This is a genomic window from Microbulbifer salipaludis (assembly GCF_017303155.1).
Classification (GTDB): domain Bacteria; phylum Pseudomonadota; class Gammaproteobacteria; order Pseudomonadales; family Cellvibrionaceae; genus Microbulbifer; species Microbulbifer salipaludis.
In genome coordinates this window covers 1,722,595-1,746,600 of sequence record NZ_JAEKJR010000002.1, presented here as the reverse complement: position 1 = coordinate 1,746,600, position 24,006 = coordinate 1,722,595, and the positions used below count along the sequence as shown (strand labels likewise).

The following is a 24,006-nucleotide window of genomic DNA, read 5'->3' as shown; positions in this document are numbered from 1 at the left end:
ACGAATGCTGCTGAACAGGAGCAAGGATTTTCCCCCTGCGTACAATTCAGCTTATTGTGGGAATGGCCCGACAGGAAGACCTTGAGTAAACCAGATTGCGGTGGGCACCGGAATGAACCAATTCATCTGAAAAATGGCTCGGTTAGGCACAATCCGTATAGCGGCGTAGGTTATGTGGCTCATGTGGGGTATGAGAGTAAAGTGGGCAATGCCAGCGATGTGACTCGCGTTGTGAGGCCAGGATTTGCGGAATGCCCCGCGTCTTTCCGGTATCCTTGCGCACCCACGCCACCGGCTGTCCAGATTGCCCGGTCTGACCGTGCCAAAATCGCCAACTATTCACAGAGACTAATCTTTTGACTGTCCAGTATTCCTTTACCGCCACCTGCCCCAAGGGGCTGGAAAACGTACTTGCCGATGAGCTGCGCGCACTTGGGGCTGCGGTGGAGCGCGAGCAGCCGGCCGCCGTTCGCTTTCACGCTGACCTGAGTATGGCGTACCGGGTGTGCCTGTGGAGTCGCATGGCAAACCGCGTACTGCTCAATCTGGGGCAGTCGAAGGTGGAGGATGCCGAGGCGCTTTACCGCGCGGTTGTCGATATTCCGTGGGAGGAGCATATCAGCCCCACCGGGATTCTGTGGGTGCAGTTCTCCGGTACCAACCGCGAGATTCGCAATAGCCAGTTTGGCGCGCAGAAGGCCAAAGACGCCATCGTCGACCGCCTGCGCAAGGCGACCGGCGCCCGTCCGGATGTGGACAAGCGGGATCCCGATCTGTCGGTCATGCTGCGCCTGCACCGTGATGTTCTGGAAATCGCCATTGACCTGTGTGGCGACAGCCTGCACCGCCGGGGCTACCGCACGCATATTGGTGCCGCGCCACTCAAGGAAAACCTTGCAGCGGCGTTGCTGGTGCGCGCAGGCTGGCCGGCCATAGCCGAGGAGGGTGGGGCGCTCCTCGATCCCATGTGTGGCTCCGGAACTTTTCTCGTGGAGGGCGCGCTCATGGCAGCGGACATCGCGCCGGGACTGATGCGCGAAAGCTTCGGGTTTGAGCGCTGGCTCAACCACCAGAATGATCTGTGGCTGCCACTGCGTGAAGAGGCGCTTGAGCGCCGGTCAGCCGGTTTGCAGAAATCCTTGCCGGAGATCCGTGGCTACGACGCCGATGCGAAGGTCCTGTTTGCCGCGGAATCGAATATTGCACGCGCAGGGCTGGACAAGCACGTGCGTGTGAGTTGCCGCCCGGTAGCTGCGTTTAAGGTACCCAGTCACCGACCGGTCAAGCCCGGACTGGTGATAACCAATCCACCCTATGGCGAGCGCCTGGGTGAACAGGAAGCGCTGCGGGAGACCTACGCCGAGCTGGGCTGTCAGTTGAAACAGGAATTTGGCGGCTGGAAAGCGGCGATTTTCACGGGTAATCCGGAACTCTGCCATGCCACCGGGTTGCGTTCGCACAAGCAATACAAGCTGTTCAATGGCAGCTTGCCGAGCCAGCTTCTGCTGTTTGATATCCACCAGCAGCGCGCGGATGGTGACTCCAGCGACAGCGCCAAGCCGCGTCTGTCGGACGAGGCACAGATGGTGGCAAACCGCCTGCAAAAAAATCTGCGCACCACCGGAAAGTGGGCGAGTAAAAACAGCGTCGAAAACTATCGGCTCTACGATGCAGACCTTCCGGAGTTTTCCGCGGCGATTGATGTGTATCGCTCCATCGAAGGGCAAACCTATGCCCATATACAGGAGTACCGCGCACCGGCGAGTATTCCGGAGCAGAAGGCGCGTGCGCGTCTGAGCGAACTGGTGCGTGCCACGCGCCATGTGCTGGACTTGCCCGCGCGCAATGTCTCCATCAAGGAGCGTCGCCGTCATTCGCACAAAGAAAGTGGCAGTCAGTACCAGAAGCGGGGGGAGGGTGCGCAGGCGTTCTGGGTCGACGAGTACGGTGCGCAGTTGGAAATCAACCTGTGGGACTACCTGGATACCGGACTGTTCCTGGACCACCGGCCGGTGCGCCAGTACCTGAAACAGATCGCCCGCGGCAAGAAACTGCTGAACCTTTTTTGCTACACGGCAACCGCGACGGTGCAGGCGGGCATCGGTGGTTGTGTGGAAAGCACCAGTGTCGATTTATCCAAAACCTATCAGGCCTGGGCGCAGCGCAATTTCCGTCAGAACGGTTTGGATTCTTATCGGCACCAGCTGATCGAGGCGGATTGCCTACAGTGGCTGGAGGCAGCACAGCAGAATCGCCGCGGCCACTACGATGTGATTTTTCTGGACCCGCCGACCTTTTCAAACTCCGCAAAGATGCGCGGTGTACTGGATATCCAACGGGACCACGCGCAGTTGATCCAGCAGTGCATGGCTCTGCTGGCCCCCGGGGGCACCTTGCTGTTTTCGAACAACCTGCGCAGCTTCAAGATGGATCGGGAAGTGCTCGAGGCGTTTGCGGTAGAAAACCTGTCCGCGAAGCTGCTCGACAAGGACTTTCAGCGCAACCCCAAGATTCACAATGTATGGGAGATCAAAGCTCCATAACGAGGCGGAAGCCCACTTCCTTCGAGGTGGCCTTTTCACTGAGGCCAGTACGGTAATCTGAGCTGATGTTGCGCAGTGGTTCGCGCATGGAGCCACCGCGTATCACGCGCAACTTGCAGTTTTTTAGCTGCACCGGGCGTGCGTCGTCGCGGTGGTTGGTGAAATCCCCGAGAAAGCAGTCCTGTACCCACTCGCCCACGTTGCCGGAGGTGTCGTACAGGCCGTAGGGGTTTGCCTTGTAATTCCCCACCGGTGCGGTGGCAACGGTAAACAGTGAATTGAATTCACTGGCACAGCCGCGGCGGCAGTTGGCTTTGCCCCTGGCACTGCCGTCCCCCCACCAGAACGGGCCTTCAGTGCCGGCACGTGCGGCAAATTCCCATTCGGCCTCACTTGCCAGTCGGTACTTCTGGCCGGATTCCCCACTCAGCCACTTGGCGTAGCGCTGTGCATCCTGCCAGGTCACATTGATGACCGGGCGGCTTCCCCGTCCCCAGCCTTCATCCGCCGGCAGTGCGTGGCCGGCAGCCTTGGCAAAACGGTCGTACTCATCGAAGGTGACTTCGTGGGTACCGATGGCGTAAGGCCGGGCAATGGATACTTTGTGTGCCGGGCTGGTGAACGGGCGACGGTTGTTGCCCATGGTAAATGTGCCGGGGGCAACCACCACCATGGCCGGCCCTTTGCCGCCGGACTTCAACGGGGATTGGAAACTTTTACCGGGGAAGAATCTCCGCTCCAGTTCCACCGCGAGATTGACGTCGGCGGCCGTAATTTCTATCCAGCGGCGCACGGTACTGAAGCCTGCCTTACTGACTTCAATGTCGTAGCGCCCGGGTTCCAGAGCCATACCCGGTGTGTAGCGGGGAACGATATTCATCACCCGGATGCGGGCGTCCCGCGGCTTCGCGGATACCTTCAGCGCATAGGTGGGTGGCGCTTCTTCGGCGGCGATCTCCTCAGGCTCCGTGGGGGGAGGGCTCTGCAGAGAATCATCGGTTTCGGGCTCAGCGGCAGTTTCTTCAACGACCCTGGCCGGGGCTGCAGGGGTGGGCGCCGCGGATTCCGTGCGCAGTACCGGGCGCAGCTGGTTGGTTTGGCTTGTAGTCAGCGGGTTTACCGGGCCTGGCAGCTCCGCGGGCACCGAGTCATTGCTAATGGCGCCATCCACGTACGTGGGCGGGAGCAGCATCTGTGAGGTCAGATCGACCGCATCGTTCACCAGGCCAGACTCACTCTGCCACTGGAACTTGTTGCTGAACAGGCTGAACAGAACCCACACCAGGGCAATACTTCCAAGCAGGGTCGCGGCAAACAGCCAGGAGCGGCGCTTGACCGGTGCGGCCTGCTGCATCACTTGCTGAAGGCGCATGATGGTCTGTTGTTCAGCGCGGGGATTCTGTTGGTGCAGGGGCTTGTCGCGCCAGCGGGCCCAGCGCGCGCTGAGGCGGTCGCTCAGTGTGCCGTACAGGGTCATGACCAGCGCACGAAGCAGGCTGGACACCCGCACCGAGGTGTTGTTCATCTTGGTGGTGGAGGCGGGGGTCTTGCCGTCCAGTGCAGCCAGCAGCTGGTCGATGGCGTCAACCACATCCAGACCGCGCTGGAAGCGCTGGTCCGGGTCTTTTGCCAGGAAGCGATCGATCAGCCCTTGGTACAGCGAGTGTCGTGCGGGCAGGCGGGGAATCGGGTCGGTCAGGTGCTTGATCGCAATAGCGACCGCTTCTTCCGCCTGAAAGGGCACCGCACTGGTCAGCATTTCGTAAAACACCACCCCCAGGCTGTAGAGGTCAGCGCGGCCATCCACGGCGGCACCGCGGGCCTGTTCTGGGCTCATATAATGCGGTGTGCCAACCACCATGCCCGTGTTGGTCATGCGTGTGGTGCGTGCCACGGCGCGGGCCACACCAAAGTCGGTGAGAACGGCTGAGCCGTCTTCGCGGAACAGGATGTTTTCGGGTTTCAGGTCCCGGTGCACGTAGCCTTTGTTGCTGGCATGATCCAGTGCCATGGCAATCTGGCGTGTGATATGCAGTGCTTCGAGGGGCTCAATGGCACCCTTGGTCAGCGCGTCGGCCACCGAACCGCCTGGCAGGTAATCCATGGCGATGTAGTTGAGGCTGCGATAGCGGCCGATATCGTGAATGGCGACGATGTTGGGGTGGGAGAGCTGGCCGACGATGTTCGCTTCCCGCTGGAAGCGTTCGCTGAATATGGGGTCGGCGTTCAGCACCGGGGACATGACTTTGAGCGCCACCTGCCGGCCCATGCTGCGCTGTGTTGCCAGATAGACCGTCGACATTCCGCCCTGATTGATTTTCTTCAGGATCTGATAGCCGGGAATTTCCAGCGAAGCGGTGCCGCTGCTGACAACTTCCATTCGAGCCTGTCCCTAATTATCCGTTCAGCAGCTGCCAGGCCGCGTAAACACTGAGTGAAAAAATAATCGCAATTGTAGCGACTTTCGCGAACAGTGTGCCCTTGCTGGAGAATAAATGGCGGGACTCAGTTTCCTTTGGCGGTGTGCGGGAGTTCAGGTTTTCAGAAGTTGGCGCGGCCTTGTCGGGCGAGCTGATCACTTGCACGGTCACGTTGTCGCGCCCACCGGCGTCCAACGCGGCCGCAATCAGTAACTCACTGGCGCGTTGGTTATCCGCATTGCTGGCGAGTACCTGGCAGATTTCTGCCTCGCTCACCTCATTGCTCAGGCCATCGCTGCACAGCAGTAGTTTTTGCCCTTTCTCCCACGAGAAAGAGGCGCGGTCAATTTCGAGTGTGGGGTTGGAGGAGCCACCGATGCAGCGGGTAATCACGTGCCGGTTGGGGTGATTGGCGGCTTCTTCCTGATTGATCGCCCCGGAGTCCACCAGCATCTGCACGTACGAGTGATCGACTGTTAGTTGCTTCAGGGTGCCGTTTACATGCAGAGGGTCATTTTGCGTTGGGCTTGGTGGCGTCCATAGGTAGGCGCGACTGTCGCCGACCCAATAAATATGGAAGTAACCGCCATCTTCGGCCACTACCACCGCGGTGGTGCCCATGGCGGTTGTGGTGTTTTCATCACCGATCAGCAATGCATGGGCTCTGCGCAGGGCCTGTTCGTAATGGCGGTCCGTTGCGGAAGAGCGCTGGATTTCTTCGACCACGGTCTGGCTGGCGATCTCACCGGCGTGGTGGCCGCCGAGTCCGTCTGCCACGACCCAGATACCCTGTGCCTCATCACCCCAGAAGGCGTCTTCGTTCTGTTCTCGCCGGTACCCGGTATGGGTGGCGCCCGCACTGCGCTTCAATGAAGTGGTGGCGGACTGGCTTACACCACTGGGGCGTTCCCGTACTTTGGCTTCACTCACTGGTATGCAACTACCTGTTACCTGTCGTTATTGTCGAAAATGCCAAACCGCGCAGATCCATGCGGATTTAAACACTTCCATACTAGAGCCTGCTGGCATTGTAAGCTGCAAACGGAATCACAGGCCAATGAAATTGGCCGTGATAAACTTCCCCGCAACATAATTAAGAAGTAGCCACTGCGAGCGGAAAGTGTGGTCAAAAATTGTACACTTTCGCCCGCTGTTTAGGAAGCCGGACAATGTTGAAACTTTGCGACGTAAAAGATGCCTCTCAGAGCGTGTGGCTGGTGGCACCCAGGGTGACGATTGGGCGTGGTAATCAGTGTGACCTGACGCTTGCCGATGCCTCCATTGCCAAACTGCACGCCGAAATCCTGGTGGATGGTGAAGATCTGGAGTTGCGCAATCTGGTGGCGGGCGGCCAACTGTCGGTCAATGGCAAGGCGGTGGAAAGCAGTTGCAAGCTTCAGCGCAATGATCGAATCCAGCTGGGAGATCGCAACCTGGCGGTGATCGACCCGAAGATTACGCGTCTCAAGGCCGCTGCCGCCAGCGCCAATGTGGCCTGGGCGCTGCGGGCCAATCACCCCGCGATTGCCGGGCGTGTATTTCCGGTGCGGGAAACCAGTGTGGTGGGGCGGTCGGATGATTGTGACCTGACCTTCTCCATGTCGCACCTGTCCCGGCGCCATGCGCGCCTGGAAGTGCGCGACGGGCTGCTTTTTGTGGTGGACCTCGGCTCCGCCAACGGTACCTTTCTGAACAACCAGCGGGTAACCGAGTCGCGGGTACGACGTGGGGATGAACTGCGCTTCGACAGCCTCAGTTTCAGTGTGGTGGGCCCGGCGGACGATATCGATAAAACCACCGTGCGTCAGGCAGTAACCCTGCCGGAGGCCGCGCGGCAAAGTGCGGCGCTGGATCAGGCCATGCAGCGGGGCCGTATTCGCGAGAGCGGCAAAGCGTCGTCGGCTAAAGAGCCTGTGTCCGCACAAAATTACGCCGGCGACTCCGCTGCGGCGGGCAGCCGTGGCTGGATGTGGGTTGGCCTGCTGGTGGCCGGTGCTGCGGTGGCCGGTTATTTCTGGGCCCAGGGCCAGGGGCTGGTTTAGCCCTGCTTTTGTTGCCCCGCTGAGGAGCCTGTGTGTCTGATCGCGCCCTTATTCTTTACACCACCCTTGGCTGTAGCCTGTGCGAAAAAGCCAAGGTGGAAATCTGGCCGCAGCTGGAGGCATTTCAGTTGCGGTTGGCGTCGGTCGACATTGCCGATGACGAGGAGCTGAGTCGTCGATTCGGCTGGAGCATTCCGGTGGTCGGCCTCGGCGATGTAGACGATGTCCTGTGCTGGCCATTCTCCTCCCATGAACTAGAGGAATGGCTCCGCGCACGGCTTGATTAAGCGCTCGGTTTCACGACACTACGTGCGTGAGCGCCATCCCGCCCCATCTTCCGGTTACAGTTTTGCTTCCGCTTCGTTCTTTCTGAGCAGTGGCGCCTTGTCGCCACTGCGGTACGCGTAGATCACCGAATACGACAATACATTCTGCACATACTTGCGGGTTTCGCTGTATGGAATGGTTTCGATCCATACATCGAACGGGAGCTTTTTATCCGTATCCCTCAGCCAGCGGGACACACGCGTGGGGCCAGCGTTATACGCCGCCGCGGCCAGGAAGCGGTTGTTGTCGAAACGCTTCAGCAGTGAATTCAGGTAGAACGCGCCCAGGCTGATGTTGGTGTTCGGGTTCAACAGGTCCCAACTGCGGCGGTAGGGCACGCCCGCTTTGCGCGCCGTGGCCCGCGCGGTGGAAGGGAGCAGCTGCATCAGGCCCATGGCGCCGGCGTGGGATTTGGCATCGTGGCTGAAATGGCTTTCCTGCCGCGCCACCGCCAGTACCAGATAAGAGTCCAGTGCTGTTTTCTTGCCCATGCGTCCGGCCACGTCGCTGACAATGTCGCTAAAGGCCAGTGGAAAGCGCAGTTCCAGGTCATCGAGGTAGTCCGCGGCAAGGATCGACTGAATGGACTTGTGATACCAGCCCCAGGTGCTGGCGACTTTGCCGGCGGTCATCAATTCTTCAGTGGTCATTTTCTCGGTGGCGTAGTCCCACTCCCGGCGGGCGTGATAGAACTCCCCGATCGCCTGCAACTCTTCCGCTCTCTGCATGCCCGGCAGCGCCGCGACCTTTTCTACCAGCTCGGGAGTGATCGGGGCGGGGCGGTCCACGAAGCTGTAGTCTTTGCCCAGGGTATCCGAGGCGAGAAAGCCGTAATAACTGCGTTCTTGTGCCGCTTTCTTTAGAAGCTGGCGCGAACGGTCTGAGCGCTGCGGGTTGTTTTTGTTGCTGGCGGCCAGTTGCTCGTTGATGGCGCGGGCTTTCCAGTACAGCCAGCGGTCCCGGTGGCGGTCTTTTTCCGGCAGTTGGTCGATCCAGAACTCCACCTGGGCCCAGTCCATTTCTCGCAGGGCCTGGCGGATCAGCCACTCGGAGGTGCGCAGGTCAAAAAAGCCCGGGCTCGATTTGATCAGCTGCTCGAGCCCTTTCTGGTCGTCTTTGCGGGCGAACTGCAGCGCCACATAGCGCAGGAAGGTGTCGCGCTCCTCGTCGCTGAACAGGTAGCTCGCCCGATAGCGCTGCCATGCCTCGCTGGCCTTGTTCGGGTCCTGAGATGCGAGGCGTCGCAGGCCGATGGTGACGATGTCGCGATACTCCGGCTCTTGCTGGATGAACCGGTCGTAATCCATTATCTGGTCCGGCTTGCGATACACCGCACGCATAAGGGTCGCACGCTTGGCGCGGTCGCTGTCCAGCTTGCGCGCGATAAAGTCCGCCAGGTCGAGGTTGCCCGCGCGCACCGCCAGGGTGTGGCGCTTCCAGGCACGTTCCTGCGTGAGCCCCCCGTCCCGCATCCAGCGGCTGAAAGCGGGGTCGCATTCCTTCGGCTGAGAGGCGCCGACCGTCCACAGTTCTTCGATAAGCGCGTAAGCCTGTTGCTTGTCACCGTGGCGGGAAAGCGCATCGGCGTAATAGCAGCGCAGCTGGGTGCGGCGGATTTTCTCCGGGTCGTAATATTTGAGATAGGCCTTGAAGCGTTCTCTGCCACCCAGCTCACGCAGTACACGCACTCGCATCCAGTCGCCGAGCGCGGTGCCGTCATGGGTTTTCAGAAACTGGTCGATGTCATCGTACGGGAGGCGTGAAAGCTTCTTGCTGATGGCCCAGTAGTCGATGTAGGGGAGCAGCGGGTAGTCTTTCAGCTCTTTCTTGAGGCGCTTGAGTTGGCGCTGGTCATTGCGGGCAATGGCCAGCCGCGCCTCCTGCAGCTTCTCGCGCTGCGCCACGGCGGCCTGCGCGGCTTTGGTGTCTTTACTCTCAGCCTTGTGTGGGATGGCCGCCGCCGGCGTTGAGCGGCCGCTCTTGGCGGCCTGCCGGGCCTCGGCCAGACTGGTCGCTGCGAGGCCCGAGACCAGCAGTGCTGCGGAGAGAAGGGCGAGTCCTGTGCTGCCAATCGACATACTTACAACCCGATTGAGAAATCGCTTATTCGAAGGGACGAGAATAAAGCGTAAAATGTCCTTTTTCACTCGAGCACCTTCAAAATTTTCACAAGGAAAGTTCAAGAGGTACTCCAAAAACATTGTAGTGCGTATTTATGTTGCTTCAGTTGGATGGCGTGTGTTTGCGCTATGGCGTTCAGGTATTGGCGGATCATGTGAATGCCAAGATCGAACGCGGGGATCGAATTTGCCTCGTTGGGCGCAATGGTGAGGGCAAGTCCAGCTTGCTGCGCCTGATTGGCGGCAAGGGGGACCCGGATGACGGCGAGATCATCCGCCAGAGCGGCATGGTGCTCGCCACGCTGGAGCAGGCGCTGCCGGAGGACTGCACCGATACGGTGTATCGCTACGTAGCCGAGGGGTTGGGCGACGTTGGCGTCTGGCTGTCGGAGTACCGGGATCATCAGGACCCGGCGCTGCAGGCAAAGATCGAAAATGCGCACGGCTGGGAGTTGCTGGCGAACATCGACAGTGTGCTGGATCGCCTGGACCTGGATGAGAGCGCCAGAGTGAATGACCTGTCCGGCGGCTGGCAACGGCGGGCGGCACTGGCGCGGGCGCTGGTGACCGAGCCGGATCTGTTGATTCTCGATGAGCCTACCAACCACCTGGATATTGCGGCCGTGGAGTGGCTGGAAGACTTCCTCGCCAGTTATCGCGGCGCGCTGCTGTTCGTAAGCCATGACCGGGCCCTGGCGCAGCGCCTTGCCACCTCCGTGTGGGATCTCGACCGGGGCACGCTGCGGGTATTCAACTGCCCGTTCAACCGTTATCAGCAGGAAAAAGAAAAACTGTTGGAGGAAGAGGCGCGCAATGACGCGCTGTTCGACAAGAAACTCGCACAGGAAGAAACCTGGATACGCCAGGGGATCAAGGCCCGCCGTACCCGCAATGAAGGCCGTGTGCGGGCACTGCAGTCCCTGCGCAAAGAGCGCATGGCCCGGCGTGAACGCCAGGGTGTGGCCAAGATGGCGCTAGATGCCGGCGAGCGCTCCGGTAAGCTGGTCGCCGAGCTCAAGGGCGTCACCTTTGGCTTTGAGGGGGATGCGACGCCATTGATTCGCGACCTGGATTTCACCCTGATGCGCGGCGACAAGGTCGGGCTGATCGGCCCCAACGGTGCGGGCAAGAGTACCCTGATCCGTTTGCTGCTGGGCGATCTTCAGCCGCAAAGTGGAACGGTTCGCCTGGGCACCAAGCAGCAGGTGGCCTATTTCGACCAGCGTCGCGACACCCTGAACCCTGATCAGACCGTCGTCGACAACATTGCCGAGGGGCGGGAGAACATCGAAGTGGGTGGCAGTACGCGCCATGTGATGTCGTACCTCAGTGATTTTCTGTTCACCGGTGTCAAGGCGCGCACCAAGGTGAGCGCGTTGAGCGGGGGCGAGCGCAATCGCGCGCTGCTGGCAAAGCTTTTCAGCCAGCCCGCCAATATCCTGGTGCTCGACGAACCGACCAACGACCTCGATGTGGAAACCCTGGAGTTGCTGGAGCAATTACTGATGGATTTCTCTGGCACCGTGCTTCTGGTGAGCCACGACCGGGCCTTTCTGGATAATGTGGTGGAGAGCTGTCTGGCATTCGAGGGCAATGGCATCGTGCGCGAGTATGTGGGCGGCTATCACGACTTTGTACGCCAGGGGGGGCGCTTTATCAGTGCGGAAGACCAACTGAAATCACGCAAAGCCGCCGAGGCCAAGTCAGCGGGCTCGGCCGACAGCGCGCCCGTGGTGTCATCTGAGGCACCAGCCAAGGCGCAAAAAGCCAAAAAGCTCAGTTATAAATTGCAGCGGGAGCTGGACGCACTGCCCGCAAAAATTGAATCTCTGGAAAATGAAATAGCGGCAATGGAAGAAGAGGTCGCGGCGCCGGAGTTCTATCAGCAGGACAGCGAGAAGGTGCAGGCCCGCTTGCAGGTACTGACCGATTTACAGCAGGCGCTTGATGACGCGTTTGAACGCTGGGCAGAGCTGGACAGCCTGTAATCCATCAGGGGTGACCTGTGCACAGGTGGGGGCATGCACACAAGCGGGGGGCGCAGCTGCCCCCGCTTTGCTAGCGCTATTCGTTGGGCGAGTGCACCCGCACTGCCAGCACATCACAGCCGGCACCGTGTAAAACACCGTTGGCCGTGGATCCCAGCAGTAGTGCCAGTCCGTGACGGCCGTGGCTGCCGATGACGATCAAATCGCAACCGGATTCCTCCGCCAGGCGGTGAATTTCTGTGGCGGGCTGGCCCAGTACCACGTGCTGGCGGTCTGAGGGAATGTTGAGGTTGGCGGCGGCCTTGCGCAATTGCTCCTTGGCCTGGTTTTGCAGCTGTTCCTGCACCTCGGAAAGGTCCATTGGTACGTCGCCACCATAGGCAAACGTCAGCGGCTCGATGATGTGGGCGAGGCTCATCGTCGCGTTGTTATGCGCGGCAATCTGGGCGGCTCGCTCCAATACCTGAGAGGATTCTTCAGAGAGGTCCAGTCCCACCAATATGTTGTTATAGCCTGACATTTGGGCTCCCGCGGTCTGGTTGGATATCAAAAAATACCGGGAAATATTGAAACCCCGGTGCTTCTATTGAGTCTACTTTAAAAAAAACAGACTTGACACAACCGCCGACTTGCAGGGAAATGCGCGCCTGCACAGGGGGTTGGCGGCGGTCTGTTCGTCGTTTGTGCCTCAATTCTCAATTTGACACGGAATTTCGCTCATGGCCAGCTGGCTGCCTATCGTCATCATAATATTTGCGATTGCCCTGGTGATCGGGCCGGTTGTCTGGCTGAAACCCAGCAGCCGGGATCGCAAGCTTGCAGAGCTTCGCCAGCGCGCGGCGGCCTCCGGGCTCAAAGTGCAAATGCAGCCGCTGCCGAAATCCCAAGACACGGGTAACGCGGCGGTGTATTCCGCACAGTGGCGCAATCCGCGACGGCTGCAGACGGGCTGGGGATTGGAATTGCAGCGCATGCCCCACGAAATGAACTTCGACGGCGTGTGGGACTGGCGCAATGGCCGTGAAGCTCCGGAGGTGGCCAAGCCGCCGCTCAAGGAATTTCTTGAAATGTTGCCGGCAGATGCCACAGCAGTCTATGCCAATGACAGTGGTCTGGGTGTGCAGTGGCGCGAGCGCAGTGGAAACGGCGGGCTGGCCGCGCTGCAGAAGGCGCTGGATACCATGCGGCCGGTAATAGAAGAAGCGATTCGGCAGCAGCAATCGCGGTCGGAAGAGGCCGGCGACGAGGGCGATTCCCTGCGTTGACGCTGCGCCTTGCCGTCGTGGTCTGTTTTTTAGCGACCGCCCGCGGCCAGGCGCCTCCGCTGGGCCGTGTCGAGCGCTGGCACAATAGCACTGAATCACTGGTCATTGGGCCGGGCACAGACGGTTAATCAACACACAATTGGCTCATCAATTTGTGACGCTTGCTTGACCGCACCGGGGGCGAAGCATATATATTCGCGCAGCGCACCGTTGAAAACGGCTGCAGCCCCAGGTGCGAAAGCAGTAAATTTTCTATTAAAAATCAAAAGCTTATGGGTAAATCACTGGTCATCGTCGAGTCGCCGGCGAAGGCGAAAACGATCAACAAGTATCTCGGAAAAGACTTTGTGGTGAAGTCCAGCATTGGTCACATCCGGGATCTTCCCACCGGGGCATCGAGCAAGCAGCCGGTGGACGCCAAGGAGCGCGCGCGCCGCGCTGCGGAAACCCGCAAGCTTTCTCCCGAAAAGAAAGAGATCTACAAGCGCAAGAAAAGCCGCGAGCAGCTGATCCGGCGCATGGGGATCGACCCTGACCATAACTGGGAAGCCCACTACGAAATCCTGCCTGGCAAGGAAAAGGTGGTGGATGAACTGCGCAAGCTCGCCGCCAACGCTGACCACGTTTATCTCGCAACGGACTTGGACCGCGAGGGAGAGGCCATTGCCTGGCACCTGCGGGAAGCCATTGGCGGTGACGAGAAGCGCTACCGCCGGGTGGTGTTCAACGAAATCACCAAATCCGCGATTCAGGAGGCGTTCCAGGATCCGGGCCCGCTGGATATCGACCGGGTGAATGCACAGCAGGCGCGTCGTTTCCTCGACCGCATCGTGGGGTACATGGTTTCCCCGCTGTTGTGGGAAAAGGTCGCGCGCGGACTCTCTGCTGGCCGAGTCCAGTCAGTGGCAGTGAAACTGGTCGTCGAGCGCGAGCGGGAAATTCGGGCGTTTATTCCCGAAGAGTACTGGACCCTGTTTGCGGACACGCAAACCGCCAAATCTGACGCCCTGCGCCTGGAAGTGAAAAAGCAGGCCGGTGAGGCCTTCAAGCCCACCAACGAAGAGCAGGCCATGGCGGCGCTGAACGCGCTGCAGTCCAGCGACTTCACGGTGAGCGCGCGGGATGACAAGCCCACCAGCTCCAAGCCCAGCGCACCCTATATCACCTCCACGCTGCAGCAGGCGGCCAGTAATCGCCTGGGTTTCAGCGTAAAGAAAACCATGATGATGGCCCAGCGGCTTTATGAGGCGGGCTACATCACCTACATGCGTACCGACTCCACCAACCTGAGTGCGGAAGCGGTGTCCTCGGTGCGCGAGTTCATCGAAGAAAATTACGGTGACAAGTACCTGCCGGAAAATCCGAACCGGTACAGCAGCAAAGAGGGTGCACAGGAAGCGCACGAGGCGATTCGTCCGTCCGATGTGCGGGTAAAACCCAACATGCTCTCCGGCATGGAACGCGACGCTGAGCGTCTGTACACCCTGATCTGGCAGCAGTTTGTGGCGTGCCAGATGACGCCGGCGCAGTTTACCTCGACATCTGTGGTGGTTACGGCAGGGGACTTCGAGCTGCGCACCCGTGGTCGCGTCATCCGCTTTGACGGCTTCCTGAAAGTGGCGCCGGCACAGAGCAAGAAAGACGAAGACCTGGTGCTGCCCGATATCAAGGTCGGTGAAAAGCTGAACCTGAAGAAGCTCGACCCCAAGCAGCACTTTACCAAGCCCCCGGCGCGCTTCAGTGAAGCGGCGCTGGTAAAAGAGCTGGAAAAGCGTGGAATTGGCCGTCCATCGACGTACGCATCCATTATTTCCACGATCCAGGATCGCGGTTACGTGCGTCTCGAAAACCGCCGGTTCTACGCGGAGAAGATGGGTGACATCGTCACCGATCGTCTCAGCGAGAGCTTTACCGACCTCATGGACTACGGTTTTACCGCCAGCCTGGAGGAGTCCCTCGACTCGGTTGCAGAAGGCAAGCGGGGTTGGAAAGACCTGCTGAACGATTTCTATGCCGGTTTCAGCAAGCGTCTCGAAGTGGCGCAGGATAAAGAAGGCGGCATGCGGCGCAATTCGCCCACGGATACGGACATCGAGTGCAGCCAGTGTGGCCGCCATATGCAGATCCGCACCGGTTCAACCGGCGTCTTTCTGGGCTGCTCCGGCTATGCGTTGCCTCCCAAGGAGCGCTGCACCAACACCATGAACCTGGTGTCTGGTGAAGAAGCCGTTGACGCCGATAAAGATGAAGAGGCGGAAACGCGCCAGCTGCGCGAGAAGCGCCGCTGTGGCAAGTGCGGCACGGCAATGGACAGTTATCTGGTGGACGAACAGCGTAAGCTGCACATCTGCGGTAACAATCCGGATTGCCCCGGCTTTGAAGTGGAAAAAGGCACTTTCAAGATCAAGGGTTACGATGGCCCACTGATCGAGTGTGACAAGTGCGGGGCGGATATGCAGTTGAAGTCCGGCCGTTTCGGCAAGTACTTCGGCTGTACCAGCGAGACCTGCAAAAACACCCGCAAGCTGCTGAAGAGTGGCCAGCCGGCACCACCCAAAATGGACCCGGTGCCCATGCCCGAGCTGCCCTGCGAGAAGGTGGACGACACCTACATTCTGCGCGACGGCGCCTCCGGTCTGTTTCTGGCGGCCAGCCAGTTCCCGAAAAACCGCGAGACCCGTGCCCCGTTGGTGAAGGAACTGCTGCCACATAAAGACGAGATTGATCCCAAGTACAGCTTCCTGTTCTCGGCACCCACGGAAGACAACGAAGGCCGCGATACCGTGGTGCGGTTCAGCCGCAAAACTCAGGAGCAGTATGTCCAGAGCGAGGAAGAGGGTAAGGCCACCGGCTGGAAGGCTTTCTACCGCGATGGCAAATGGCAGGTAGACGCGCCGGCGAAGAAAGCACCAGCCAAGAAAAAAGCTGCGGCGAAAAAAGCACCGGCTAAAAAAGCGGCCGCTAAAAAGGCACCAGCCAAGAAAAAAGCCACCACCAAAAAATCCCCGGCCAAGTAATTGGCCGGCTGGTCTGCTCAGCAGGTCGTTGTAAGAAACAGGGAGAAATAGGGAGTATGCAGGTTGAGTAATCCCTATACCGGTAGCGTTGCGTCGGCATTGCGCAAAGCACAGCTGATCCTCCAGTCTCCAGCCCCGGGCGAGGTTGAGGTTGCAGACACTCAGCAGGCGCTGCGGGAAACTGCATTGCAGGAAGCGGCGCTGATGCAGCTGTGGCGAGCCTACAAAGCATTTCTCGCCGAGCAGGGGCAGCAGCTCCAGCTCGGGTTCCGGGCCGGGGGCGAGCCGGATACCGCCCAGGCACTGGCGCAACTGGTGTCGGCTCGCGGCAAGTTCAGTGCCGAAGTCAATGAGCTGGTGAGCCTGTCGGAAAACCCGGACAGCTGGTTTCAGGGCATGCAGGCGGCCTGGGAGGCTCTGTGGCGGCCGGCAGGTGCAGAAGTGGCCCAGTCTGAAGGGGCCATCGGTGTGCAGAGCCTGATCCCCGTACAGCAGCTTGACCGAGCGGCTCCTGAGCCCCTTAGCCGGGATCTGTTGATGAAGTGGCTGCGCGCGCTGAATGAGCTGGTGGTGCGGCAGCGGGCCCACGGGCAGGAGTGGTGAACCCGTCCGGGCTGGATCCGGTTCTGTCCTCTGATTAATCTCCCTTCCCTGTGGTACACTGCCACAAATCGCGCCGGCCGGTGGTTGGTGCTTCCCGGGAAGATAAGTGGAGAGATGAATGTCTTCTGAGACCTACGAAATCATCGAGTTGTCCAATGGTGATGTGGCGCTGCGGCGTGCTGGTCACAAAGATGATCCGTTGGTGCGTATCCATTTTTCTGCCGAGAGTCTCGATTTTCTGCGTGAGCACAAAGTGACCATTGCCCGCGCCATGCTGGAGGCGGGTATCGAAGCGGTGCAGGAGATCAATGCCCTGGAGCCAGAGCCTTTTGAAGAAGAGGACGTGGATTTGACCGAGCACACAATCCACTGATCCTGGTTGATACAGACGCATAAAAAACAGGGCCTAGGCCCTGTTTTTTTATGCGTGGATGTCTGCGGTAATCCGCCCCGTGCGTATCACACCGGGTTTTGCCGGATCACACCCACCGCCAGCCCCTCAATGGCGAAGTTGCGGTCGCGCATATCGACTTCAATCACATTGAAGTCTTCGTTTTCCGGCAGCAGCTGAACCGTTGCCTGGTTGCCCCGGCGCTTGAATCGCTTCACCGTCACTTCGTCTTCAATGCGCGCCACCACGATCTGGCCATTGCGAATGTTGTCGGTCCGCTGCACCGCCAGCAGGTCGCCGTCGAGAATACCTGCATCCTTCATGCTCATGCCGTGCACCCGCAGTAGATAATCTGCTGGTGGATGGAAAAACTCGGCGGGAATTTCACAGTACTCCTCGATATTTTCCTCTGCCAGCACCGGGTTACCCGCAGCAACACGACCGACAATGGGCAGGCCGGTGTGATGGTCCGGGATGCGGATACCACGGGAGGCACCGGCCACCATCTCGATGGCGCCCTTGCGCGCCAGCGCCTTGAGGTGTTCTTCCGCTGCGTTTGGCGAGCGAAAGCCGAGTTCCTGGGCAATTTCCGCGCGGGTGGGGGGATAACCGGTATCGTCCAGATACGTTTTGATCAACGCAAGTACCTGGGCCTGGCGGGCAGTGAGGTTTGTCATGGGCAGTTCCTGTTATTCGAGATCTTCCATCCCGATTTCCCGGGGTCTGTATTTTTATACAGTTGCTGTGATTATATACAGATTTGGCGGGGCCGCAAACGCTGGGTGGATTGCGTGAACTGCTAGACTGTAAGCGGGTTTGGTGTATGGGGTTCGGTGTGTATCGCTCACATCGCCCATGCACTTCGCCAGGCATATTCATAAGGAGCTGGCATATGCTGGATGCAAAAATGCCCGAAGCATGGCGAGTGCTGCGTATTCAGTCTGAACTCGTGGATGGTATCGAGCGGCTGATTACCCTCAAGGGTGCTGTCACCGTGTTTGGCAGTGCGCGGTTCCCTGAACAGGCGGCGGAATATCAGGAGGCGCAACGCCTCGGGGAATTGCTGGCCTGCGAAGGAGTGCCGGTGATTACCGGTGGTGGGCCGGGGATTATGGAGGCCTGTAATCGCGGTGCGTTTTGCCAGTCTGGTGAATCCATCGGGTTGAGTATCGAATTGCCTCACGAGCAATTGCCCAATGCCTATCTCGATATCAATCTGAACTTTCGCTATTTCTTTGTGCGTAAATTTATGTTCGTCAAACACGCGATGGGCTTTATTGCCATGCCCGGGGGCTATGGCACCCTGGATGAGTTGTTTGAAGCGCTCACGCTGGTGCAGACACGCAAGGTGCGGCGCTTCCCCATTGTGTTGGTGGGTAAGCAGTATTGGGCAGGACTCGTGGACTGGATGCGCAATACCGTACTGGCGCGGGGCTGCATTGATGCCGATGACCTGAGCCTGTTCACACTGGTTGATACCGTCGATGAAGCGGCGCAGATCATTATCGAGTTTATCCGTGAGTGTGACGGGGAGACTCAGTAATTCATCGCCGGTTTTCAGCACTGTAAAGGCCGAAAACTCTCTGGGGCGAGGCGGGCAGGTTTCTGGTCGGTTGTGAGGTTACCGGTTCTCACGTCAGAAGATATCGTCGGTTCCCGGATACGATTCACCCTCCAGCCGGTCGATGGCGCTCTGCACCGGTGAAAGAATCGGGCTGCGGAATCCCGAGTCTTCCTCATCCTGCATTTCTTCCGCAAGGATACCGTAGCCGGCATTGGCGTTTTCCGGTTCCGCGGCGCCGATCACCGGTAATCTTGGCCAGCTCTGGAAGTCGATTTCCCCCAGTGAACCGTCCAGGTACTGGATTTCAATGGTGCGGGATGGGTGGTCTACGGCCACCACTTCGAACAAGTCGCCACTGTCGAAATTTTCAAACCAGCTACCAATTTCAGGAGCAATTCTTGCCATGATGTGGCCCTCCCGGGTCAATATCCTGTGGCTCGCAATAGTGGAGCCTCTGAACTCAATCTAGTGTGGGGCGGGAGGTCTTGGTAACTGGCAGGTCGCAAATGTCGTGCGGTGGAACTTTGGCGCGCGCGGATGCGAGGGCGGTTTCACCAGTGGCGCAAATTCTGTGTCGACCGTGCAATGCAGATGGGCTGCCGTGCCGGGGCGACTATGCTAGTCTCTCGCTTTAAACAAACGTTTTAATTATCAGTTTGAAACTGTGAGCAGGACATGAGTCAGCTGGACACCGTCAACCGTATACTGGACGCCGCCGAGGTGCTGTTTGCCGAACGCGGATTTACCGAGACCTCACTGCGGACCATAACCAGCACGGCGGGCGTTAATCTGGCGGCGGTAAATTATCACTTTGGTTCGAAAAAAGAGCTGATACAGGCGGTATTTGAGCGGTTTCTGACCCCATTTACGGAGAACCTGGATAAGGAACTCAGCCGCCGACAGGCGCAACTCGAAACCTCTCCGGGTGCGCAGTTACAGGTAGATGATTTGCTAGAGAGCCTCTACCGCGTGGCCCTCGCTGGCCTGGCAAAGGAGGGGAGAGACCCCAAGCGCTTTATGGGGCTGCTGGGCCTCGCCTACACCCAGTCGCAGGGCCACCTGCGGAGGTTCATTGTGTCTCGCTATGGGGCCAGCTACCGTCGGTTTGCCGGGCTGCTCGCCAATACGTTGCCGCACGTGGACCCGGTTACCTTCTACTGGCGGCTGTATTTTATGTTGGGTGCGACCATCTTTTCCCTGTCGAGCTTCGACGCAATCGAAGCTATCCTTCGGGAAGACTTCGGTGCCGAGAGCAGCCTTGACGAGACCCTGGCGCGACTTGCGCCTGCCGCAGCGGCAATGCTGACGGCTGCGGAGCCCAAAGATACTTGATCCTTCACTGCGAGTTATGGACGTCAACGGAGCCGATATTGCGCGCCTTCGCTGCAACAACTTCGCTGCAACAACAGTGACAGAGAGTGGGAGCTGGAATTCATGTCCGATCAGATTGGTCCGGTGATGATTGATGTCGAGGGTACGGAACTCACGACGGAAGACCGCGAACTGCTGCGTCACCCGCAGGTTGGCGGTTTGATTTTTTTCGCGCGCAACTACCGCGACCGTCCACAGCTGGAAGCGCTGGTGGCGGACATCCGCAGTGAGCGGCCAGGCATCCTACTGGCCGTGGACCAGGAAGGTGGGCGGGTGCAGCGCTTCCGGGATTCCTTTACCCGTTTACCGTCCATGCAGGCGCTCAGCGCGCAGGCGGATCGCCAACAGCTGAAAGACGTGGGGTGGCTGCTCGCCGCCGAGCTGCTGGCGGTGGGCATCGACTTCAGTTTCGCACCGGTACTGGATGCCGATGATAACTTCTGTCGTATTGTTGGCGACCGCAGTTTCGCCTGCGACCCGCTGGCGCTCGCGGCCAAAGCGCGCCCGTTTATGGCGGGTATGCATGAGGCGGGTATGGCGACCACCGGCAAGCATTTCCCGGGGCACGGGCAGGTGCTCGAAGATAGTCATGAAGAGCTGCCGGTGGATCATCGCACGCTGGAAGAAGTACTGGCGGCCGATGGCCAGCCATTTGCCGACTGTATTGCCGCCGGGGAGCTGGAAGCCGTTATGCCAGCGCACATCCGGTTTGAGAAAGTGGACGAGAACCCGGTGGGTTTTTCTCGCTTCTGGTTACAGGAGATCCTGCGCAAGCGGCTTGGCTTTGACGGAGTGATCTTCAGCGATGACCTCACTATGGAAGGCGCCGGCGCGGCCGGTGGTTATGCCGAGAGAATTCGGGCGGCGATGCAGGCGGGCTGCGATATGGGGGTCGTGTGCAATAACCGCGAGGGTGCGCTGGAAGTGCTCTCGGCACTGGAAGGTTACGAACCCAACCCGCTATCCAGCCGCCGCCTCGAACGTATGCGGGGTAAGCCAGTTATAGAAAACTGGGCTTCGCTCGAACAGTCATCCCGCTGGCAGGCTACCCGCGCGTGGCTGGCATCCTGGATGTAAATCCGCAGAATAAACAACTGTATTACTGACTCTGCCAGACAACGATAAATCGGCAGAGACTTTTTAATCTTGAACATCGTCGACGTATGGAGTGATTTGTGGAGCAGGCTAAGGCGTTTATACGCTCCCTGGTGGGGGAAGACCGTTTCTGGATTGCCGAGGTTTTTCTAATTGTGCTCGCCACCGCCTTTGCGGCGTGGATACTGGCGCTGTTTGTGGCGCGCTTGCAGGCGAGGGCGGAACGCACTGTCAACCCATGGGATGACGCGCTGTGCGGGGCCATCAATCCACCCGCATCCATTGTGGTGTGGCTGGTGGGGCTGTCGCTGGCAGCGGCGCGTGCCGGCAAGGCAACGAGCGCAGAAATTTTCAATTACGCCGGTACCGTGCGTGAGATCGGCTTCATTGTACTGATTACCTGGTTTGCCCTGCGGTTTGCCAAGGCGGTAGAAACCAATCTTGCCGACCCGCGCTTCATGGGAAAGCCGATGGATGCCACAACCGTGCGCGCCGTAGGCAAACTGGTGCGTGCTTCCATCATCATTACCGCGGCGATGGTGATCATGCAGCACTTCGGGTACAGCATCAGCGGTGTGCTGGCGTTCGGCGGTATTGGTGGCCTGGCGATTGGTTTTGCGGCAAAAGATTTGCTGGCCAACTTTTTTGGTGGGCTGATGATCTACCTGGACCGCCCGTTTAAGGTTGGAGATTGGGTGCGCTCTCCTGACAAGGAGATCGAAGGCACGGTGGAAGATATTGGTTGGCGCCTGACCCGCATCCGCACCTTTGACAAGCGTCCGCTGTACATTCCCAACGGGATCTTTACCCAGATTTCGGTGGAAAACCCCTCGCGCATGCTGAACCGTCGGATCTACGAAACGGTTGGTATCCGTTACGACGATGCACACCTTATGGCGCCCATTGTGAAAGATGTGCGTGCGATGCTTGAACAGCATCCGGAAATCGATACCAACCAGACGCTGATTGTGAATTTCAATTCCTTCGCGCCGTCGTCGCTCGACTTCTTTATCTACACATTTACCAAAACCACCGAGTGGGTGCGCTATCACGAGATCAAGCAGGATGTGCTGTTGCAGATTCTGAAGATTATTGAGCAGCACGGCGCGTCCTGTGCCTTCCCGACCTCCACCCTGCATATTGCCGATCTGCCGGAGCTGGCAATTGGCGGAGCGCGGGAAGTGCCGGCTGGGTCCTGAATGACAGTTAAGTGACATTTTCCGCAACGGCATACATTGTCAAATCATGTGACCCTTTTGATGCATATCTGGTGATTTATTGCGCATCGCAGGCAGGAAGTAACATTAATTTCACGCGGAAACCTAGACAGTGGCGCTGTTTTATCTAAGAATCGGTAACGACCTCTGCGGATGACCGCACAGGCGCTTCGAGACTGCAGGCTGCCGTTGTCCGGTGGCTTTCGGCAATTGGGGTAGGCGTATTGCCCGCAACCGGGGTGAGCGCAATAACAATAAATGAGGTTGGCTTAATGAGTGATCGCGTTACGGGTACAGTGAAGTGGTTTAACAATGCCCGGGGTTATGGTTTTATCACCTGCGCTGAAGGTTCCGAGGATATCTTCGTTCACTACCGCAGCATTCGCGGTGACGGCTACAAAACCCTCAACGAAGGGCAGGCCGTCGAATTTGAAATGCAGCAGGGGGATAAAGGCCTGCTCGCGGAAGATGTAGTGCCCTGCGAGTAATTCGCGATTCAACGCGCACTCGATTCCGTAGACAGTTTGGCCGTGTTTGTATCGATGGAATATTGCTTGCTACGTCGTTAGCCAAAGTGCGCACTTTGCGCCACGACAGCGCACGACAGCGCACGACAGCGATAGTCGAGTAACATCGGCAATAAAAAAGCCCAGGCGGCTCGGGGAGATCCCGAAGCCGCCTGGGCTTTTTTTATGGCGATTTTCTTGTGGGTGTCTTTTTTCCACTATCGCCGGTGTCGATCAACCGGCACCAACGATGCGTAACAGCTGCCCGCAGAACCAGGCCGCATAGGTGCCCAGGGCGTAACCCATCACCGCAAGGAGTACCCCCACGGGTGCCAGTGAGGGGTGGAAAGCGGCCGCCACCACCGGCGCGGAAGCGGCGCCGCCCACGTTTGCCTGACTGCCCACAGCCATAAAGAAGGTGGGCGCCTTGATCAGCTTGGAAACCAGCAATATCAGTCCGGCATGGATACTCATCCAGATTGCGCCCAGCACAAACAGCTCCGGGCTGTTTTTCAGTGCCGTAATATCCATGTGGGTGCCAATGGTGGCTACCAGGAAGTAAATAAATACCGACCCGACCTTGGCCGCGCCAGCGCCCTCCAGCTTTTTCGCCGGGGTAAACGCCATGGCAATCCCCAGGGTGGTGGCCACAACGATGAGCCAGAAAAACGGGCTGGTGAAACTGAAGCGGGCCATGTGCGGCGCGTGGGTCTGGAACCACGGGGCCAGGAAGTCCGCACAGGCATGGGCAATGGCGGTAATACCGAAGCCCACCGCCGCAATCAGCATGAGGTCCTGCAGGGTGGGGTTGCGCGAGTGCTTGCGCTGCATGGTTTCCACGCGCTCACGCAGAGCATTGATGCTGGAGGTGTCTGCGCCCCGGCGCGCATCCAGCTGCTTTGCGTTACCGGCCATAATCAGCAGCACGGCCATCCACAGGTTGGCGACGATGACATCTACCGCCACCATCGCGGAAAAGACGTTGCCGCCGACATCGAAGATCTCCTTCATTGCCGCCTGATTTGCACCGCCACCGATCCAGCTGCCGGCAACCGTGGTCATACCGCGCCAGATGGCATCAGGGCCGTTACCGTTCAGCAGGCCTGGGTCGATCGCCGACATGATCAGCAGAGCGAGCGGCCCACCAATGACGATACCGACCGTACCGGTTAAAAACATGATCAACGCTTTGGGGCCAAGATTGATTATGCCTCTCAGGTCGATGCTGAGTGTGAGCAACACCAGGCTGGCAGGCAGTAAATAGCGCGATGCCACAAAGTAAAGATTGGAATTATGCGCGTCGATAATGTGGAAGGTGGTGAGCAGGGAAGGCAGGAAATAACACAGTAGCAGGGCGGGTACAAAACGGTAGAAGCGCTTCCAGAAGCGTTGCTCGCTGCTTGCCGTATAAAACACCAGGCCGAGGATGGCCGCGAGCATCCCCAGAATAATTGCGTCATTCGTTATCATGCTGAATCCGATTGTTATTAGTGTGTGTCTGAACGTATTGCTGATTACAACGGAAAACGGCCCTTGC

Annotated in this window: 20 protein-coding genes; 13 read left to right on the top strand and 7 right to left on the bottom strand. The window is 58.9% G+C overall.

Features of this window, described 5'->3' with window-relative positions; genetic code table 11:
- The first annotated feature begins 356 nt into the window (after positions 1-356).
- Positions 357-2,543, top strand: a complete 2,187-nt coding sequence (gene rlmKL / locus JF535_RS13000; protein ID WP_207002829.1) for a bifunctional 23S rRNA (guanine(2069)-N(7))-methyltransferase RlmK/23S rRNA (guanine(2445)-N(2))-methyltransferase RlmL — start codon at positions 357-359, stop codon at positions 2,541-2,543.
- On the opposite strand, the gene JF535_RS12995 is transcribed toward rlmKL, so the two are convergent.
- Entirely contained in the window at positions 2,530-4,923 is a 2,394-nt protein-coding gene (locus JF535_RS12995) for a bifunctional serine/threonine-protein kinase/formylglycine-generating enzyme family protein (protein WP_207002826.1), read from the bottom strand. The genes rlmKL and JF535_RS12995 overlap by 14 nt on opposite strands.
- Positions 4,924-4,939: 16 nt before the next feature.
- The gene (locus JF535_RS12990) at positions 4,940-5,893 is read right to left on the bottom strand and encodes a protein phosphatase 2C domain-containing protein (RefSeq protein WP_207002825.1); all 954 of its coding nucleotides are present in this window, start codon (positions 5,891-5,893) and stop codon (positions 4,940-4,942) included.
- A 239-nt stretch (positions 5,894-6,132) separates the two neighbouring features.
- Here JF535_RS12990 and JF535_RS12985 point away from each other — a divergent pair, with 239 nt between their 5' ends.
- Positions 6,133-7,005, top strand: a complete 873-nt coding sequence (locus JF535_RS12985; protein WP_207002824.1) for an FHA domain-containing protein — start codon at positions 6,133-6,135, stop codon at positions 7,003-7,005.
- 32 nt (positions 7,006-7,037) lie between these two features.
- Positions 7,038-7,292, top strand: coding sequence for a glutaredoxin family protein (locus JF535_RS12980; protein ID WP_207002823.1), 255 nt, complete (start codon positions 7,038-7,040; stop codon positions 7,290-7,292).
- A 54-nt stretch (positions 7,293-7,346) separates the two neighbouring features.
- Here JF535_RS12980 and JF535_RS12975 read toward each other — a convergent pair whose 3' ends face one another.
- Entirely contained in the window at positions 7,347-9,410 is a 2,064-nt protein-coding gene (locus JF535_RS12975) for a transglycosylase SLT domain-containing protein (protein WP_207002822.1), read from the bottom strand.
- 137 nt (positions 9,411-9,547) lie between these two features.
- On the opposite strand from JF535_RS12975, the gene JF535_RS12970 reads away from it, so the two are divergent.
- Complete coding sequence (locus JF535_RS12970; protein ID WP_207002816.1) at positions 9,548-11,440, top strand: ATP-binding cassette domain-containing protein; 1,893 nt, start codon at positions 9,548-9,550, stop codon at positions 11,438-11,440.
- Positions 11,441-11,516: 76 nt separating this feature from the next.
- Here JF535_RS12970 and JF535_RS12965 read toward each other — a convergent pair whose 3' ends face one another.
- On the bottom strand, positions 11,517-11,960 hold the full coding sequence (locus JF535_RS12965; protein WP_207002806.1) for a universal stress protein: 444 nt from the start codon (positions 11,958-11,960) through the stop codon (positions 11,517-11,519).
- A 199-nt stretch (positions 11,961-12,159) separates the two neighbouring features.
- On the opposite strand from JF535_RS12965, the gene JF535_RS12960 reads away from it, so the two are divergent.
- The 4 genes from JF535_RS12960 to JF535_RS12945 all read left to right on the top strand — a co-directional run bounded on the left by JF535_RS12960 (position 12,160) and on the right by JF535_RS12945 (position 16,698).
- The gene (locus JF535_RS12960) at positions 12,160-12,705 is read left to right on the top strand and encodes a hypothetical protein (protein ID WP_207002804.1); all 546 of its coding nucleotides are present in this window, start codon (positions 12,160-12,162) and stop codon (positions 12,703-12,705) included.
- Between the two features lie 272 nt (positions 12,706-12,977).
- Positions 12,978-15,722 (top strand): type I DNA topoisomerase, encoded by a 2,745-nt coding sequence (gene topA, locus JF535_RS12955; protein WP_207002802.1) that lies wholly within the window; start codon positions 12,978-12,980, stop codon positions 15,720-15,722.
- Positions 15,723-15,785: 63 nt separating this feature from the next.
- The gene (locus JF535_RS12950; RefSeq protein WP_207002800.1) at positions 15,786-16,325 is read left to right on the top strand and encodes a DUF6586 family protein; all 540 of its coding nucleotides are present in this window, start codon (positions 15,786-15,788) and stop codon (positions 16,323-16,325) included.
- Positions 16,326-16,443: 118 nt separating this feature from the next.
- On the top strand, positions 16,444-16,698 hold the full coding sequence (locus JF535_RS12945) for a hypothetical protein (protein ID WP_066964054.1): 255 nt from the start codon (positions 16,444-16,446) through the stop codon (positions 16,696-16,698).
- An 86-nt stretch (positions 16,699-16,784) separates the two neighbouring features.
- On the opposite strand, the gene lexA is transcribed toward JF535_RS12945, so the two are convergent.
- Positions 16,785-17,393 carry a transcriptional repressor LexA gene (gene lexA / locus JF535_RS12940; protein ID WP_066964056.1) on the bottom strand — a complete coding sequence of 203 codons (609 nt, stop codon included), beginning with the start codon at positions 17,391-17,393 and terminating at the stop codon, positions 16,785-16,787.
- Positions 17,394-17,608: 215 nt separating this feature from the next.
- Between lexA and JF535_RS12935 the strand changes: the two genes are divergently transcribed.
- Positions 17,609-18,259 (top strand): LOG family protein, encoded by a 651-nt coding sequence (locus JF535_RS12935; protein ID WP_207002798.1) that lies wholly within the window; start codon positions 17,609-17,611, stop codon positions 18,257-18,259.
- A 93-nt stretch (positions 18,260-18,352) separates the two neighbouring features.
- On the opposite strand, the gene JF535_RS12930 is transcribed toward JF535_RS12935, so the two are convergent.
- The gene (locus tag JF535_RS12930; RefSeq protein ID WP_207002796.1) at positions 18,353-18,685 is read right to left on the bottom strand and encodes a DUF6763 family protein; all 333 of its coding nucleotides are present in this window, start codon (positions 18,683-18,685) and stop codon (positions 18,353-18,355) included.
- A 270-nt stretch (positions 18,686-18,955) separates the two neighbouring features.
- Between JF535_RS12930 and JF535_RS12925 the strand changes: the two genes are divergently transcribed.
- From JF535_RS12925 to JF535_RS12910, 4 genes are all read left to right on the top strand, one after another.
- Positions 18,956-19,612, top strand: a complete 657-nt coding sequence (locus JF535_RS12925; protein WP_207002794.1) for a TetR/AcrR family transcriptional regulator — start codon at positions 18,956-18,958, stop codon at positions 19,610-19,612.
- 102 nt (positions 19,613-19,714) lie between these two features.
- Entirely contained in the window at positions 19,715-20,728 is a 1,014-nt protein-coding gene (gene nagZ, locus JF535_RS12920) for a beta-N-acetylhexosaminidase (RefSeq protein ID WP_207002791.1), read from the top strand.
- 98 nt (positions 20,729-20,826) lie between these two features.
- Positions 20,827-21,945: a mechanosensitive ion channel domain-containing protein gene (locus JF535_RS12915; RefSeq protein ID WP_207002789.1), complete on the top strand. Its 1,119-nt coding sequence runs from the start codon at positions 20,827-20,829 to the stop codon at positions 21,943-21,945.
- 290 nt (positions 21,946-22,235) lie between these two features.
- Positions 22,236-22,451 (top strand): cold-shock protein, encoded by a 216-nt coding sequence (locus JF535_RS12910; protein WP_066964075.1) that lies wholly within the window; start codon positions 22,236-22,238, stop codon positions 22,449-22,451.
- Positions 22,452-22,703: 252 nt separating this feature from the next.
- Here the strand turns inward: JF535_RS12910 and JF535_RS12905 are convergent, their stop codons facing one another.
- Positions 22,704-23,939 (bottom strand): DUF819 family protein, encoded by a 1,236-nt coding sequence (locus tag JF535_RS12905; protein ID WP_242523823.1) that lies wholly within the window; start codon positions 23,937-23,939, stop codon positions 22,704-22,706.
- Positions 23,940-24,006: the final 67 nt, after the last annotated feature.

Bases quoted from the DNA above. Each gene is read 5' to 3' on its own strand.
- JF535_RS12970 (WP_207002816.1), top strand. From the start codon at position 9,548: ATGTTGCTTCAGTTGGATGGCGTGTGTTTGCGCTATGGCGTTCAGGTA.
- JF535_RS12965 (WP_207002806.1), bottom strand. From the start codon at position 11,960: ATGTCAGGCTATAACAACATATTGGTGGGACTGGACCTCTCTGAAGAA.
- JF535_RS12930 (WP_207002796.1), bottom strand. From the start codon at position 18,685: ATGGCAAGAATTGCTCCTGAAATTGGTAGCTGGTTTGAAAATTTCGAC.
- nagZ (WP_207002791.1), top strand. From the start codon at position 19,715: ATGTCCGATCAGATTGGTCCGGTGATGATTGATGTCGAGGGTACGGAA.
- JF535_RS12945 (WP_066964054.1), top strand. From the start codon at position 16,444: ATGTCTTCTGAGACCTACGAAATCATCGAGTTGTCCAATGGTGATGTG.
- JF535_RS12985 (WP_207002824.1), top strand. From the start codon at position 6,133: ATGTTGAAACTTTGCGACGTAAAAGATGCCTCTCAGAGCGTGTGGCTG.
- JF535_RS12935 (WP_207002798.1), top strand. From the start codon at position 17,609: ATGCTGGATGCAAAAATGCCCGAAGCATGGCGAGTGCTGCGTATTCAG.
- topA (WP_207002802.1), top strand. From the start codon at position 12,978: ATGGGTAAATCACTGGTCATCGTCGAGTCGCCGGCGAAGGCGAAAACG.
- JF535_RS12910 (WP_066964075.1), top strand. From the start codon at position 22,236: ATGAGTGATCGCGTTACGGGTACAGTGAAGTGGTTTAACAATGCCCGG.
- lexA (WP_066964056.1), bottom strand. From the start codon at position 17,393: ATGACAAACCTCACTGCCCGCCAGGCCCAGGTACTTGCGTTGATCAAA.
- JF535_RS12925 (WP_207002794.1), top strand. From the start codon at position 18,956: ATGAGTCAGCTGGACACCGTCAACCGTATACTGGACGCCGCCGAGGTG.
- JF535_RS12975 (WP_207002822.1), bottom strand. From the start codon at position 9,410: ATGTCGATTGGCAGCACAGGACTCGCCCTTCTCTCCGCAGCACTGCTG.
- JF535_RS12995 (WP_207002826.1), bottom strand. From the start codon at position 4,923: ATGGAAGTTGTCAGCAGCGGCACCGCTTCGCTGGAAATTCCCGGCTAT.
- JF535_RS12905 (WP_242523823.1), bottom strand. From the start codon at position 23,939: ATGATAACGAATGACGCAATTATTCTGGGGATGCTCGCGGCCATCCTC.
- JF535_RS12960 (WP_207002804.1), top strand. From the start codon at position 12,160: ATGGCCAGCTGGCTGCCTATCGTCATCATAATATTTGCGATTGCCCTG.